The following is a 14,005-nucleotide window of genomic DNA, read 5'->3' as shown; positions in this document are numbered from 1 at the left end:
GATCGTTAGCATTTGTCATATGTCATGAACAAAAGCCATTCTACGATTATAGTAGAATGGCTTCAAAATTCAGTGCTTCGAATTATTCAAGGTGATCCATCAAAGCAACTAGATGGTCAACAGCTTGTTTCGCTTGAGCACCTTCGGCAGAGATGGTAACAACAGTACCTTTGACAAGGCCGAGTGTTTGTAGTTTGAATAGACTTTTCGCACTGGCGCTTTTTCCGTTTGAAGTAACGGTGATTTCAGCATCGAATTCTTTTGCTTCTTTCACGAACTGTGCAGCAGGACGAGTGTGAAGGCCGTTTTCAGCAGTGATTTCTACTTGCTTCTCGTACATTGTATATACCCCAATTTAATTTATTTTTTTCTTAGTTTAGAACCAAATGAAGCTTAGCTGTTGTCACCTCATTACGCTAGTTTGCGATATGGGAGATGGCGCAGTGCTCCTTGTGTTCTTTATTTCGAACCTAAAAATAAAGCAAGTCTGATATTACCAAAGGCTGGGCAAGGATCAACAAAAAAGCCCCAATTAGGGGCTTTTTTCATAGAAAAATTGATTTCACCACATATTATTGTTGGTTCTCTTTCTCTGTAAATATCCCTGCAAATAGTGCGGTACTGAGGTAACGCTCACCGGAGCTCGGCAGAACAACGACGATTGTTTTTCCTTTAAATTCAGGGAGTTCCGCAAGACGGTTTGCGGCAACAACAGCTGCACCGGAAGAGATTCCTGCGAGAATGCCTTCCTCTTCCATCAGGCGACGCGCCATCTCAATGGCATCTTCAGAAGTCACGCGTTCAACCCGGTCAATGAGAGACAAATCGAGGTTACCCGGGATAAAACCTGCACCGATACCCTGAATCTTATGAGGAGCGGGTTTGATTTCTTCACCGGCTAAGGCTTGAGTAATGACTGGTGATTCTTCAGGTTCAACGGCAACAGAGATAATCGCTTTACCTTTCTCCCCTTTGATGTAGCGGCTGGTTCCTGTCAGTGTTCCACCGGTTCCGACGCCTGCAACGAATACATCAACTTCACCATCAGTTGCATCCCAGATTTCCGGTCCTGTGGTTTTCTCATGAATTTCTGGGTTAGCCGGATTATCAAATTGTTGCAGCAGCAGATATTTGTCCGGGTTACTGGCAACAATCTCTTCAGCTTTGTTGATTGCACCTTTCATCCCTTTTGCTGCTTCAGTCAACTCGAGGTTAGCCCCCAGCGCTTTTAGCAGTTTACGACGCTCTAAACTCATCGACTCCGGCATCGTCAAGGTGAGTTTGTAGCCACGGGCAGCAGCAACAAACGCGAGTGCAATACCGGTATTACCGCTGGTTGGTTCAACAAGTTCAACACCCGGTTTGAGTTTGCCGGACTTTTCAGCTTCCCAGATCATGTTTGCACCGATACGACATTTCACGCTGAAACTTGGGTTACGGGATTCTATCTTAGCGAGTACGTTACCCTGACTAACTTTGTTCAGACGGACGAGTGGAGTGTTACCGATGGTCAGAGAGTTGTCTTCGAAAATCTTACTCATTGTTATATTCCTTTATTGCACATTTTCGTGTTGTTTTATCAAGCGAAAACACGTTTTTTGTGGAGACCTGTAGAGCATAGGATGTCCGCTAATATGATGAAAGGATTAAAAAGTTATATCTTATAGGGGTTATTGAACTTTACGGTTCCAGCTATACCATTCGTTTTGATGGTATGTCTGAACGTTCAATGGGCCGGCCTATTTTTTCTTGTCCTTATCAATGCTTACAGACACCCATGGGTCTCATTTCTATCATTTGAGTGTTTCGGCTTTAAATTCATTGACCCACATGGCCGTCGCGCCACACACGGCAGCTGGCATCACAATTAAATTAATGATTGGGATGGTTGTAAATAGTGTGACCAGCATACCAAAGCCATAAGCTCGTCCCTGTTTCCCTTTCAGCTGCATACGCATGGCATTAAAGCTGACTTTGTGATTATCAAAAGGATAGTCACAATACTGGATTGCGAGCATCCAAGCAGTGAAAATAAACCAGACCAATGGGCCAATTGTTTGTCCTATTCCGGGAATCAGCAGCAGAATAAACAAGCCGAGCATCTTCGGAATGGTGTAGCGTAGCTTGCGCCATTCACGGGCAAAGACCCGAGGAATATCTTTGATGAAACTCCAGAAACCTTCATTGTCTACGGCATGACCATCAAGTAGTTTTTCAACTTTCTCAGCTAACAGACCATTGAATGGGGAAGCAATGATGTTTGCGATCGCACTGAAGAAATACATCGTTACAAAAAGTATCGACAGCACTGTCAGTGGCCAAATGATGTAGTTCAGCCATGACAGAAAGTCAGGTACATAAGACATCAGTTGATCGAGCCATTTTCCCATCTGCGTAAATACATAATAGAGCGCGCCTCCGAGCAGCAGCACATTTGCCAGCAGAGGAAGTATCACAAATCTTCTGATCCCGGGGGTGACCGCCAGTTTCAAACCGAAGAAGAAATAGCCGAATCCTGAACGTTTCTTTAACGTCATTCTGTTTCCCTGTGTTGTTGTTAAAAAGAAAGTGAAGCGTTTGCATGTATTCTAACTGACCCAACATAGAATGAAAGTCAGAAAAATCCCGCAGTTCTAACATTAATTTGTTCAAATGTAGGGGGGACTTTTGCTAAAGTGTGTGGATCAGTGGAGAGAATCTCTGAGCATGACATTCTTACTTAAGCGATTCTGTTCAGAAGCTAGTTATCGGGAAGACTGAGAGTTAAAGATGCAAGAATTGCGATTCGTACTCATCATCGTTGGCGCACTCGCCATCGCCGCATTACTTTTTCATGGACTGTGGACCAGCCGGAAAGAGAGTAAATCGAAATTTGGGGATAAGCCATTAGGTAAAATAGAGGAAAAAGCATCATCAAAAAATACCCGAGCTTTTCAGCAGGAGAGCGAGCACAAAAAATCGCGTAAGGAACCGGACTTTTCACTGGACGATAACACGGCTGACCCATTCATGGATGACTACTCGCATCATGATAAAGTCGATCCGCTATTTTCTGGATATATGGCTGAAGAGGAGCACCGGTCATACGATTTGGAACATCAGACTATCGCTGACATTGAAGCTGAGAATGAGGCAGAAATTGGTGTTGAATCGGATATGCGCCATGAACCAGCCGAACCTGCGCAACAGACTGACCGTAGTGATGAGCCGGATTATCAGGTCATTGTACTGAATGTACATTGTTCCGGTAGCGAATCTTTCGTTGGCACTAAGTTGTTTGACAGCTTGCAACAAAACGGTCTGCTCTATGGTGAAATGGACATTTATCATCGACATGCTGATTTGTCCGGAACGGGGAAAGTGTTATTTAGTGTTGCCAACATTATGCAACCCGGTACGTTGAAACATGATGATCCGGACGAGTTTACCACCAAGGGCATTTCATTTTTTATGACGCTTCCTTGTTACGGCGATCCAGAACAGAATTTTAAGTTAATGCTGAAAACAGCACAGCAAATTGCCGATGATTTAGGCGGGAATGTCCTTGATGATCAACGCTTGTTGATGACGCCGGACAAACTTGCAGATTATCGGCGTCAGATTCAGGCATTTAAAGCCCAAGCTGTTTAATTGTATAGAGATACTCAAACAACAGCTTGATTAAGTTGTTTGAGTATCTGGTGAGGAGGCTCCGGCATGGAGCCTTTTTTCATGAATCCGAGAAGTAAACATGCAGACCATAGAACAAAAAATTCAAGAATTGCGGGACACGCTCCACCATCACTCTATTTTATATTACGTTGAAGATAATCCGTCGATTCCTGACGCAGAATATGATCGTCTGATGAGAGAGCTGATCGCGTTGGAAGAAGCAAATCCCGGGTTGATTTCTCCTGATTCTCCGTCGCAGCGTGTCGGAGGGATGCCACTCGATGGTTTTGAAACGGTTCAACATGAGATCCCGATGCTATCGTTAGATAATGCATTTGACGATCAAGAATTGGACAGCTTCTCGCGGCGCATAAATGAGCGTTTAGCCGGACAGCGTATTGCACTGTTCTGTTGTGAACCCAAACTGGACGGTCTGGCCGTCAGCTTGCTTTATGAGAATGGTGTCTTGGTGCGGGCCGCAACTCGTGGCGATGGAACCACTGGGGAAAATATCACCGAAAATGTTAAAACGATTCGTGCAATTCCGTTAAAACTCAGAGGGGATGACTGGCCGGTTCGCATTGAAGTTCGGGGGGAAGTGTTTATGCCCAAAGCCGGATTTGCAGCACTCAATGAAGCTGCAATGAAGAAAGGTGAGAAAACTTTTGTCAACCCGAGGAATGCAGCCGCCGGTAGTTTGAGACAGCTTGACTCACGAATTACAGCAAAACGCCCGCTTAGTTTTTACGCTTATGGTATCGGTGTGATTGAAGGTGCAACTTTGGCATCTTCACATTATGAACGACTGGCCCAGTTAAAGCAGTGGGGACTGCCGATGTGTCCGGAAACCGCTCAGGTCGCGAATCTCGATATGGTGAAGATGTACTATCAAGACATATTGCAACGTCGGGAAAATCTGGCTTATGAGATTGATGGTGTGGTGATTAAGGTCGATGATCTTGCGTTGCAGGAACAACTCGGATTTATCTCAAAAGCGCCACGCTGGGCCATCGCCTATAAGTTTCCTGCCCAAGAAGAAATGACCCGGCTGAAAGATGTTGAATTTCAGGTCGGCAGAACAGGAGCGATTACACCGGTTGCGAAACTGGAACCGGTATTCGTCGGTGGGGTGACGGTAAGTAATGCGACATTACATAATGCAGATGAAATTGCCCGATTAGGCGTTCGTGTCGGTGATACGGTGGTGATTCGTCGCGCCGGTGATGTGATTCCGCAAATTGTTTCTGTTGTTACGGAACTGCGGCCTGACGATTGTCGGGAGATTGTATTTCCGTCACATTGTCCGATTTGCCATTCTGATGTTGAACGGGTTGAAGGAGAAGCCGTTACACGCTGTACCGGTGGTTTGGTGTGTCAGGCACAGCGAAAAGAAGCACTGAAGCATTTTGTCTCCCGTAAAGCGATGGATGTCGATGGCTTAGGAGATAAGGTCATTGAGCAACTGGTGGATAAAGAGATGATCAAAACACCGGCTGATTTATACCGTCTTTCTGCGGGCCAATTAACTGTTCTTGACCGGATGGGCCCTAAGTCAGCACAAAATGTGGTGCAAGCTTTACAACAATCGAAGTCAACCACCTTACCCCGCTTCTTATATTCACTGGGTATTCGGGAAGTCGGTGAGGCGACAGCCAACAATTTAGCGCGCCATTTTCTAACGTTGGAGAATGTCCGCCATGCCACACACGAGGCGTTGATCGAAGTGAACGATATTGGTTCGATTGTCGCGAGTCATATCATTGCTTTTTTCTCAGAAGAGAATAATCAGCACGTCGTTGATGATTTACTGTCGATGGGGATTACATGGCCGGAAATCGTTACCGCTGAAGCACCGGATGCGTTGCCATTGGCTGGGAAAACGGTAGTCTTGACCGGTACGTTGACTGAGTTATCTCGTCAGGATGCCAAAGCTGCCCTTGAAGCGATGGGGGCAAAGGTCACGGGTAGTGTGTCTAAAAATACGGATATGCTATTTGCCGGTGACAATGCCGGTTCTAAACTGACCAAAGCACAGGAACTCGGTATCGAGGTGAAATCAGAACAAGATCTCATGGCCTTGATGGCGTCAGTTTCCTGATCATACATACATCATGCCGTTATTTAAATGCAACGGCATAGGGAGGTCTCGGTGAATATTAGTGAAGTGTCAAAGCTGACTGGCTTGACGGCCAAATCAATCCGTCTTTATGAAGAAAAAGGCATCTTATCTCCACCGCTGCGTGGGGAGAATGGCTATCGGGTTTATCAGCGGTCACACATCGATGATTTACTGTTGATCGCCCGGGCAAAACGAGTTGGTTTCAATCTTGAAGAGTGCAAGCTACTGGTTCATTTGGCAAATGATCCGAGTCGCAAAAGTTGTGCGGTGAAAGCTGAAGCTCGAAAAAAACTGGCTCAAGTGACTCGTAAGCTGAATGAGTTACAGCTCATTCAGTCTCAGTTGGAACAATGGATTGCTGAATGTCCCGGTGATGATAACAGCGACTGCCCCATTATTGATGATTTAAAAGGGCAGTCCTCTCATCGGTGAACCGTGAATGTGATCGCTGGTGGTTCACGTGTCGGTAAACTGCGTAAGATCAGTAGAGCAGAGAATAGAGTCTGCGACGATACTGACTCGCCAATGGATTCCCTTGTCCCAGCGCACTCAAAATATCCATGAATATTTTTTTCATCTCTCCGTCATGTGCATTGAGATCAGCGCTTAAAAATGACCAAAGAAGAGTCAGTGCTTCTTCATCCCGCTGCACCTGATGGTATTGTGCCGCTAATTCGCAGGCGAGTTTCATGTCTTGTGGCGAACGCTGAAATGCATCTTCCAGTGCAACAATTTCCGGGCTGTTGGCGGCTTGATGATGTAATTCCAATTTAGCGAGCAAGCTTTTGTACTCATTATCTTGAAACTCTAACGGGATATGTTGTAAGAGCGCTTCCGCTGCTTCAAATTGCTGGGTTTCGAGCAGGCAACTGGCTAAGGCAAGTTTGACTTCGCCTTTATTTTGCAGCGTTTCAGGGAGTGCTTGTAACAACGTCAGCGCCTGAGCATATTCTTGTTGTTCAACCATCGTCAGAGCTTGCTGTAAATCCATTTCATCTTGGCTGGGGAGATGTTTCTCAAGCATAGCTGTAACTGACTCAATGGTTTGTGGCCCCCCTAATCCATCCACAGGACGGCCTTGAGAAAATAGCGCCAGAGTCGGGATAGACTGAATGCCAAACTGCGCGGCAATGGTTTGTTCTTCCTGACAATTCAGTAAAGCGAGTGTAAAGGCTCCCTGATATTTCTGCGCTAATCCTTGCAAGGGCTGGATCAGGGCTGCACTGGATTCGTCCATCGGTGCCCAAAAATAAAATAGGATCGGTGCAGAAAAAGAGCCCTCTAATAGTTCTCGGATATTTTCTTGGGTGACATCAACGTGAAGTGGTGTATGCATTCGGTGAACTTCCTGAATTCAATGGGCGATAGGGTATAAGTATGGGCGGGTTATTAAAAATCAAGTGAAACCGAAATATCCATGGATAAATATGTGGCAGTCAGCACTGAACCTGATGCGATTGGCGCTTTTTTGCCTGAAAGGGGGATGGTTAAAACATGATTAGAAAAATAACAACAACACAAATACTTAGCCAGTTTAGCTGATTGAGACTCATTTTTACCTGTTCCAGAAGATGTGGCATTCTCGGCCGAGAACATGAGCATATTAGAAGGTGATTATGAAATAATCATGACAGCCTTCCTCTATTTTTTCTTCTCGGTCTTCTAAGCCGCTTTGTTAAGAATGGCATCAAGCCAGCGGGTTGGCAGTAAACGTTTAAGCACGGCAAACACTTGTGTCGGTCTGGTAATTCGATAGCGGATTTTGGGTGTGGGGCTTTCTAAGGCATGAAGAATCGAAGGCAGACAGTCCTCCGGTGGCAGTGTGAACCGATTGTTGGATTTTTCTTGATTCAGACGCTCAATCTGTTGTTGATACGCATGCGCATGGACGCTGTTTTGTGGAGATACCCAACGTAAGAATGCAGCCAGTGCATTTTCACGAAAGTGCGTCTCTATTGGCCCGGGTTCGAGAATACTGATATGGATGTCGGTCTGTTTTAGTTCGAGACGCAACGTATCACTCCAGCCTTCGATCGCAAATTTTGAGGCATTGTAGGCACCGCGATATTTCATTGCAGCAAATCCCAGTACCGAACTATTCTGAATGATTCTGCCATGACCTTGCCGTCGAAATTGCGGCAGCAGTTTGGTGGTGAGATCATGCCAACCAAAAAAGTTAGTTTCGAATTGCTCCCTCATTGCCTGAGTGGATAAATCTTCCAGCGCACCGGGTTGACCATAAGCACCGTTATTAAATAGCGCATCGAGATGGTGATTGGTCAGTGACATCACTTCCTCGATTGCTGTGTCAATGATTGCTGGATTGGTGACATCAAGATGAATGGCGGTCAGGCCTTCATTTTTAAGCCGCTGTACATCTGCAATGTGTCGGCATGAGGCAATGACCTGATAGCCTCTTTGATGTAAAGCATGAGCTGTGACATAGCCGATACCCGATGAGCATCCGGTGATAAGTATTGTTTTAGGCATGGTTCCCTCGTGGGTAGAGTCAGTCATCATTGCCACACAATTAATTGATGTTATGGCAATGCCTGCAAAACCTGTTTGAGTGCTGGTTCCAGATGAGAGTACTGAAATTTAAATCCGAGTTCAGTTAATTTTTTGGGTTTGGCACGAGTACTATCGAGCAGTAGTGCAGCGGATTCTCCCATGAGTAGCCGAATTGCCCACGCAGGAACCGACATAATGTGTGGCCTGTGTAGTGTTTTTGCGAGGGTTTTACTGAATATTTTGTTCGGTACCGGATGTGGTGCACAGAGGTTGAATGGCCCGTGAGCGTAGGTGGTTGCTAATAAAAAGAGAATGCCTTGAACCATATCATGAATGTGGATCCAAGGAAGATACTGATTGCCCGAACCTATCGGACCGCCGCAACCGAACCGATAGGGCAGTAGCATTTTTTGTAATGCACCACCATCCGCGGACAGAACGACTCCTGTTCTGAGCAGGCAGACTCTGGTATTTTCTGATTCGGCTTTTTTGGCAATATTTTCCCAAGTTACACACACCGAATGAGAGAATTTATGACTTTGAACCTGAAGGCTTTCATCAATCGGATGATCCTGTTGATCGCCGTAGAAGCCAACGGCAGAACCGCTGATGAACACGGATGGCGGGGATGAACTGGCATGAATGAGCTCAACAAGCTTTTCGGTAATTTGCCAGCGACTCTGGCAAATTGCTTGTTTCTGGGCATCTGTCCATCGTCGGTTGGCGATCGATTCTCCAGCGAGGTTAATCACAGCATCGAAATGGTTGAGATCATGGAGGCTATCTAAGCTGGTGAGCAATTCAAGTGGATAATGGTTGAGATGATTGAGCTTTTCCCGAGTTTTGTTCTCTGAACGAGTCAAGACAACAATTTCATGTTCATGGGTGATAAGCTGCTTGATCAATTCACTACCGATGAGGCCCGAGCCGCCGGTGATAAGTATTTTCATATCCTACCCATTTCATGTTGATCGAATATACCAGTGATGGTTTGAGGTGATTCCCTTCGTTGGCGTTAGTGATGATATTTCATCATATATAGAATAATCATAAATGATTTCAGAGAGTAGGAACACGGTTCCAGCGAGAGGGTGATGTTATATTTTTGTGATTGATTCTTGGTTTTAGCCGATGAATTTAGCAAAGTCACACGCAATCTTGTGGGGATCTGTCATCATATAATCAAGTTATTCCATACCATGCAGGTTGTCGATGATGCCTGTCACAAAGACCTTTTCCTCTTGCAGATTAGGTTGTCAGTGGCTCAAGTGAGGAGAAATGAAAGCATTCATTGCGTTGCTCAGAGTAATGCTGGGAAGTTTTAAAGATCTACTCCCGATTATTTTGGTCATTGCTTTTTTTCAGTTGATCATTTTGCAACAACCTCTCCCAGACTTGATTTCAATTTTGGGTGGGCTGTTATTCGTTGTTCTTGGCTTGACGTTTTTTATTTTTGGTCTGGAAATGGGATTGTTTCCCATCGGTGAAAGTATGGCTCAGGCATTTGCCAAGAAAGGGAATTTGTCGGGGCTATTGGGATTCGCTTTTTGTTTAGGGTTTGGGACTACGATTGCGGAGCCCGCTTTAACCGCTGTCGCAGCTGAGGCTGCAAAAGTCGCAGCATCTGGTGGGGTGATTGAGATGACTGCGCAATCTATGAATGACTATACCATGGGATTGCGTTTAACGGTGGCCTTGTCGGTTGGTCTTGCTATCGTTTTAGGGGTATTGAGAATCCTGAAGGGGTGGTCGATTCACTGGATGATTATCTTGGGTTACACGTGTGTCATGATCCTGACCGTTTTCGCGCCTGAAACCATTATCGGGATAGCTTATGATTCCGGTGGGGTGACCACATCGACGATTACGGTTCCTTTAGTGACCGCGTTAGGGGTTGGGCTGGCTTCTTCGATTAAAGGGCGGAATCCCATGGTAGATGGGTTTGGACTGATTGCGTTTGCATCGTTACTTCCGATGATTTTTGTGATGATTTTCGGGATGACGATAACATGATAACCATTGCCCATTTCTTCCAAATTCTATGGACCACAATTCAGGATGTATTACCGATTGCAATCATTTTGTTTGTGTTTCAGTTGGTTATATTACGTAAACCGGTTGCACGTTTACCACATGTGATTCTTGGCTTTGGATACGTGATTCTGGGACTGTCTCTTTTCTTGATGGGGCTGGATGCTGCGTTGTTTCCGCTGGGGGAAATGATGGCACAGCAGTTGACCGCGCCCTCATTTCTTGCTCAGGTTCGCTTGAATGATGCAGACCCTCAACATTGGATCAATTACTATTGGGTTTATCTGTTTGCATTTTGTATCGGATTTAGTACGACGATCGCGGAACCGTCGTTGATTGCCGTTGCGATTAAAGCGAATAAAGTATCTGGTGGTTCTATTGGTGTGAATGGTTTGAGGGTTGCTGTTGCGCTAGGGGTGGCATTCGGTATTACGTTGGGGAGTTACCGAATTGTCGTGGGTGACCCGTTGCACTATTACATCATTATCGGTTATTTGCTGGTTGTGATTCAGACATTTTATGCCCCCAAAATGATTGTTCCTTTAGCTTATGATTCCGGAGGCGTCACTACATCAACGGTCACTGTGCCTGTTGTTACGGCGCTGGGGTTAGGACTCGCATCGACGGTTCCGGGGCGGAGTCCGTTGATCGATGGATTTGGTTTAATCGCATTTGCTAGTCTTTTTCCTATGATATCTGTCATGGGATATGCGCAAGTGACACAGTGGTTGAACCGTAAACGTTCTCTGATGGAGAAAAAAGACAATGCGCTTTAAATTAATCGTAGCCTTTGTTGAAGATAGTAAAACAGACAAAGTATTAGACGCCGCCAGACAAGCAGGAGCGACAGGTGCAACTGTGATCAACAATGCCAGAGGAGAAGGACTCCATCAGAAAACCACCTTTTTTGGTCTGACATTGGAGGTTCAGAAGGATATGGTGCTCTTTGTCGTTGAAGAGCATTTGTCTCGTCAGATTTTGGAAACAATTAATGAAGTCGGGGAGTTTGAAACCGAATCAGGGCAGGGAATCGCCTTTCAGATTGATATTGAAGATGTGGTTGGCATCTCTCATCAGGTTGAAAAGTTAACCAAATACGTTGAGGACGAATTATGAATAGGCATGATAGCGTGAGAGTCCGTGATGTAATGACCGATACCTATGCCCTTGTTGATGGTTTGATGACGGTCTATGAAGCGATTCGGATTGCGAAGCAACAGCAGGTCAAAGCTTTAATTGTTAATAAGCGTCACGATGATGATGAATTCGGGATTGTGTTGATGAATGACATTGCCAAAAAAGTGCTCGCCAGTAACCGTTCATCAAAGCGGACCAATATTTATGAGATCATGACTAAACCTGCGCTGTCAGTGGATCCTGATATGAAGGTTAAATATTGTGCTCGTTTATTTGAACGGTTTGGCATCAGCCGGGCACCCGTTATTGAACATGGAAAAGTGATTGGCATGGTTAGCTACAATAATATTGTCGTCAATGGGATGCTTGAAGAAGACGATCTTGAGTAGAGTGCGTTGATTCACTGAATATGAGACTGCCCGAAGAGCAGTCTATCGATCAATATGACCCAGATTCCGTTCGGGATCGAATACATCCCGGACGCGTTGTTTCAACGTTTTGGCATCAGGGAATCCTTGATCTTTCTGACGCTCCCAAATCTGAATATCATTACAGAAAATTTCAAAACGACCACCTGTATCCGGGCAGAGCGAAACTTGCTCGATCTCTTCGCTGAATGTATAGAGTAGCTCTTGCGCTAGCCAAGATGCGCGCAACATCCAATTACATTGACGACAGTAGAAAATACGAATATTAATCTTTTGCACGAATACCACTCTCAAATAAGGATGATTGGGCGAATATGAGCATATAAAAATACATCTAAAAAAAGCAAAAATCTCACACAATTTCTGTTCTGGCTGAAATTTAGCTGACTAGAGTATACGCAAATATGCCATCAAGTTGACGTACATTGCATGAGTTGATTTAATCAAGCGCCTGACTTCAACAGACTTAGTTTTTAAACAGGATGGTTGAGTCGTGATTCAGACTGGTCAACAGAAGCGTTTTACTATCAATAACATCAACACGTCTGCTCTGCTGGGCATCCATTTTAAAAAACTGCTTGATCAGATTTAATTGCTTTGGCGTAAAATCTTTACTCTCACTAGACGAAACATCTTTAAACTCTGTCGGGGAGATCAACAGGTAGTTTTCACTGATTTCCCAAGTGCCGGTTTCTGATATGTCGATTTTACTCTCCGGCTCTTTCCCATTGGCATATAACTGAATCACGGAGACACGGATATACGTTTTGTTGGGAAGATATTTTACATTCGAGACTACATCGACCCGACGCAGCGGGCCAACAGAGGCGACTTCATTTTTACTTTCGATCAGGGTGACGACTTTTGATTGCCACTCACTTGATGTCAGCAGTTGCTTGAGTTTCAGATCACTGCCCCAGTATAGCCAAGCACTTAAAACAATAGATGCAAGCAGCGTGATCGTCGCAATGCGTTGGTTCATCTTTTTCACTGGCATACCTTCGTGAGATCCTCTTGATTGACAACAATGTTCAAGGTGGCATTTTTGTCACTATGTTCAATTGGGTAGACATAGTTCAATATCATTTTGTTGTCTTGGCCATTGGTTGCGATGACCTGACTCGGGGGGGTATCTTTTGCATGAGCTGCCCGGTATCTTTTCACGCAGAGTTCAATCGATGGCAGCCATGAACTCAAATCAGGATGACTTTTCGGGGTATTAATCGGAATGCCATCAATGACCGTTAAGTTGTGAAACTGAGAGTAAGTTGGTCCGTGATACGTAACCGCGGTAATGGGTAAAATGAATGCGATCAGGAAATACAGTTTAGTTTTCCAGCTTGTTTGTTGAGCAGACGGTTGCACCGTCGATGGCGTCTCTTGGTTGGATACCATATCGAGTGAATTTTTTTCAAATTCAGCGACAGCATGAGCCGATTCGACTAATGCTTCTTCCTGAAGTGTCAGTAACTCCTCCGATTGATCTTGAGGCTCATCTTTATCTGATGTGACCGGATTGGTAGCAGGAAGAAGCTCTACGCTAGCGATCAGCTGATAACCTCGCTTGGGAACGGTTTTGATATAGCGCGGTGACTTGGTGGAGTCATTGAGCATTTTTCTGAGTGTCGAAATTGCTTGGGTGAGACTCGAATCATCGACTTCAAAACCTTGCTTGCGCCACACAAAATCATGGAGTTCATTACGACGAATGACCTCATTAGGATGCTGAGCAAGCATCAATAGAATTCTACTTTCGTTACTGCCTAGCCGAATAGTTTCATTATCATTTTCTTTATCGACCAACGAGTTATTGTTGGGAACGAATGTAAAACGTTCAGCCAGGATGAATTTTGAGCTAATGGTATTCATCAATGTCTTCTTTTTATGTATTGAATACTGACGATTTGTTTCGTGATTATCTCAACGTCTGAGTTAAGGGCGAGTTAAGTTTTCTTGATGCCATTTAGATATATTGAGATTTCTTGAGCACAGGATAATAAAAATTTTAGAAAAAAACACTGTTTTTAGACTGTCTAACCTTGAATTCACTTTCATGACCCATATTTTACTAGCAAGCAAGAATATTTGTATACATTATGAATCGGTATGAATGCATTAAGTCATGGAG

The 14,005-nt window shown here is 44.7% G+C and carries 16 protein-coding genes; 7 read left to right on the top strand and 9 right to left on the bottom strand.

The features are described 5' to 3' along the window. Positions 1-82: 82 nt before the first annotated feature. The 3 genes from AC55NX_RS02920 to cysZ form a co-directional block, all read right to left on the bottom strand. The gene (locus AC55NX_RS02920; protein WP_021019443.1) at positions 83-340 is read right to left on the bottom strand and encodes an HPr family phosphocarrier protein; all 258 of its coding nucleotides are present in this window, start codon (positions 338-340) and stop codon (positions 83-85) included. 232 nt (positions 341-572) lie between these two features. Further along, positions 573-1,541 (bottom strand): cysteine synthase A, encoded by a 969-nt coding sequence (cysK, locus tag AC55NX_RS02915; RefSeq protein WP_496994378.1) that lies wholly within the window; start codon positions 1,539-1,541, stop codon positions 573-575. 252 nt (positions 1,542-1,793) lie between these two features. Continuing rightward, positions 1,794-2,537, bottom strand: a complete 744-nt coding sequence (gene cysZ, locus AC55NX_RS02910; protein WP_496994377.1) for a sulfate transporter CysZ — start codon at positions 2,535-2,537, stop codon at positions 1,794-1,796. 232 nt (positions 2,538-2,769) lie between these two features. On the opposite strand from cysZ, the gene zipA reads away from it, so the two are divergent. The 3 genes from zipA to cueR all read left to right on the top strand — a co-directional run bounded on the left by zipA (position 2,770) and on the right by cueR (position 6,202). Continuing rightward, on the top strand, positions 2,770-3,630 hold the full coding sequence (zipA, locus tag AC55NX_RS02905) for a cell division protein ZipA (RefSeq protein WP_496994376.1): 861 nt from the start codon (positions 2,770-2,772) through the stop codon (positions 3,628-3,630). Positions 3,631-3,730: 100 nt separating this feature from the next. After that, the gene (gene ligA, locus AC55NX_RS02900; protein ID WP_496994375.1) at positions 3,731-5,749 is read left to right on the top strand and encodes an NAD-dependent DNA ligase LigA; all 2,019 of its coding nucleotides are present in this window, start codon (positions 3,731-3,733) and stop codon (positions 5,747-5,749) included. A 51-nt stretch (positions 5,750-5,800) separates the two neighbouring features. Further along, positions 5,801-6,202, top strand: a complete 402-nt coding sequence (gene cueR, locus AC55NX_RS02895) for a Cu(I)-responsive transcriptional regulator (RefSeq protein ID WP_496994374.1) — start codon at positions 5,801-5,803, stop codon at positions 6,200-6,202. Between the two features lie 49 nt (positions 6,203-6,251). On the opposite strand, the gene AC55NX_RS02890 is transcribed toward cueR, so the two are convergent. The 3 genes from AC55NX_RS02890 to AC55NX_RS02880 all read right to left on the bottom strand — a co-directional run bounded on the left by AC55NX_RS02890 (position 6,252) and on the right by AC55NX_RS02880 (position 9,231). After that, positions 6,252-7,106, bottom strand: a complete 855-nt coding sequence (locus tag AC55NX_RS02890; RefSeq protein ID WP_496994373.1) for a co-chaperone YbbN — start codon at positions 7,104-7,106, stop codon at positions 6,252-6,254. A 326-nt stretch (positions 7,107-7,432) separates the two neighbouring features. Further along, positions 7,433-8,260, bottom strand: a complete 828-nt coding sequence (locus tag AC55NX_RS02885; protein ID WP_496994372.1) for an SDR family oxidoreductase — start codon at positions 8,258-8,260, stop codon at positions 7,433-7,435. 50 nt (positions 8,261-8,310) lie between these two features. Further along, the gene (locus tag AC55NX_RS02880) at positions 8,311-9,231 is read right to left on the bottom strand and encodes a TIGR01777 family oxidoreductase (protein WP_496994371.1); all 921 of its coding nucleotides are present in this window, start codon (positions 9,229-9,231) and stop codon (positions 8,311-8,313) included. 328 nt (positions 9,232-9,559) lie between these two features. Between AC55NX_RS02880 and AC55NX_RS02875 the strand changes: the two genes are divergently transcribed. From AC55NX_RS02875 to AC55NX_RS02860, 4 genes are read left to right on the top strand one after another with little or no spacing between them, the layout of a single operon-like run. Further along, positions 9,560-10,294 carry a DUF1538 family protein gene (locus tag AC55NX_RS02875; protein WP_496994370.1) on the top strand — a complete coding sequence of 245 codons (735 nt, stop codon included), beginning with the start codon at positions 9,560-9,562 and terminating at the stop codon, positions 10,292-10,294. Continuing rightward, a complete protein-coding gene (locus tag AC55NX_RS02870) occupies positions 10,291-11,088 on the top strand; it encodes a DUF1538 domain-containing protein (RefSeq protein WP_059120290.1) in 798 nt (265 codons plus the stop codon). The genes AC55NX_RS02875 and AC55NX_RS02870 overlap by 4 nt, the downstream gene beginning before the upstream one ends. Further along, a complete protein-coding gene (locus AC55NX_RS02865) occupies positions 11,078-11,428 on the top strand; it encodes a P-II family nitrogen regulator (RefSeq protein WP_496994369.1) in 351 nt (116 codons plus the stop codon). Before AC55NX_RS02870 ends, AC55NX_RS02865 begins: the two co-directional genes overlap by 11 nt. Continuing rightward, positions 11,425-11,838 carry a CBS domain-containing protein gene (locus AC55NX_RS02860; RefSeq protein WP_059120291.1) on the top strand — a complete coding sequence of 138 codons (414 nt, stop codon included), beginning with the start codon at positions 11,425-11,427 and terminating at the stop codon, positions 11,836-11,838. Before AC55NX_RS02865 ends, AC55NX_RS02860 begins: the two co-directional genes overlap by 4 nt. A 42-nt stretch (positions 11,839-11,880) precedes the next feature. Here the strand turns inward: AC55NX_RS02860 and AC55NX_RS02855 are convergent, their stop codons facing one another. The 3 genes from AC55NX_RS02855 to AC55NX_RS02845 form a co-directional block, all read right to left on the bottom strand. Then, positions 11,881-12,156, bottom strand: coding sequence for an Rdx family protein (locus tag AC55NX_RS02855; RefSeq protein WP_496994368.1), 276 nt, complete (start codon positions 12,154-12,156; stop codon positions 11,881-11,883). A 187-nt stretch (positions 12,157-12,343) separates the two neighbouring features. Beyond that, on the bottom strand, positions 12,344-12,859 hold the full coding sequence (locus AC55NX_RS02850) for a regulatory protein ToxS (RefSeq protein WP_496994457.1): 516 nt from the start codon (positions 12,857-12,859) through the stop codon (positions 12,344-12,346). A gap of 5 nt (positions 12,860-12,864) precedes the next feature. Next, positions 12,865-13,746 carry a winged helix-turn-helix domain-containing protein gene (locus AC55NX_RS02845; protein WP_496994367.1) on the bottom strand — a complete coding sequence of 294 codons (882 nt, stop codon included), beginning with the start codon at positions 13,744-13,746 and terminating at the stop codon, positions 12,865-12,867. Between the last annotated feature and the right edge of the window lie 259 nt (positions 13,747-14,005).

It is taken from the genome of Vibrio rubrogenes, assembly GCF_059641415.1.
This window is presented reverse-complemented; position numbering and strand designations above follow the sequence as displayed.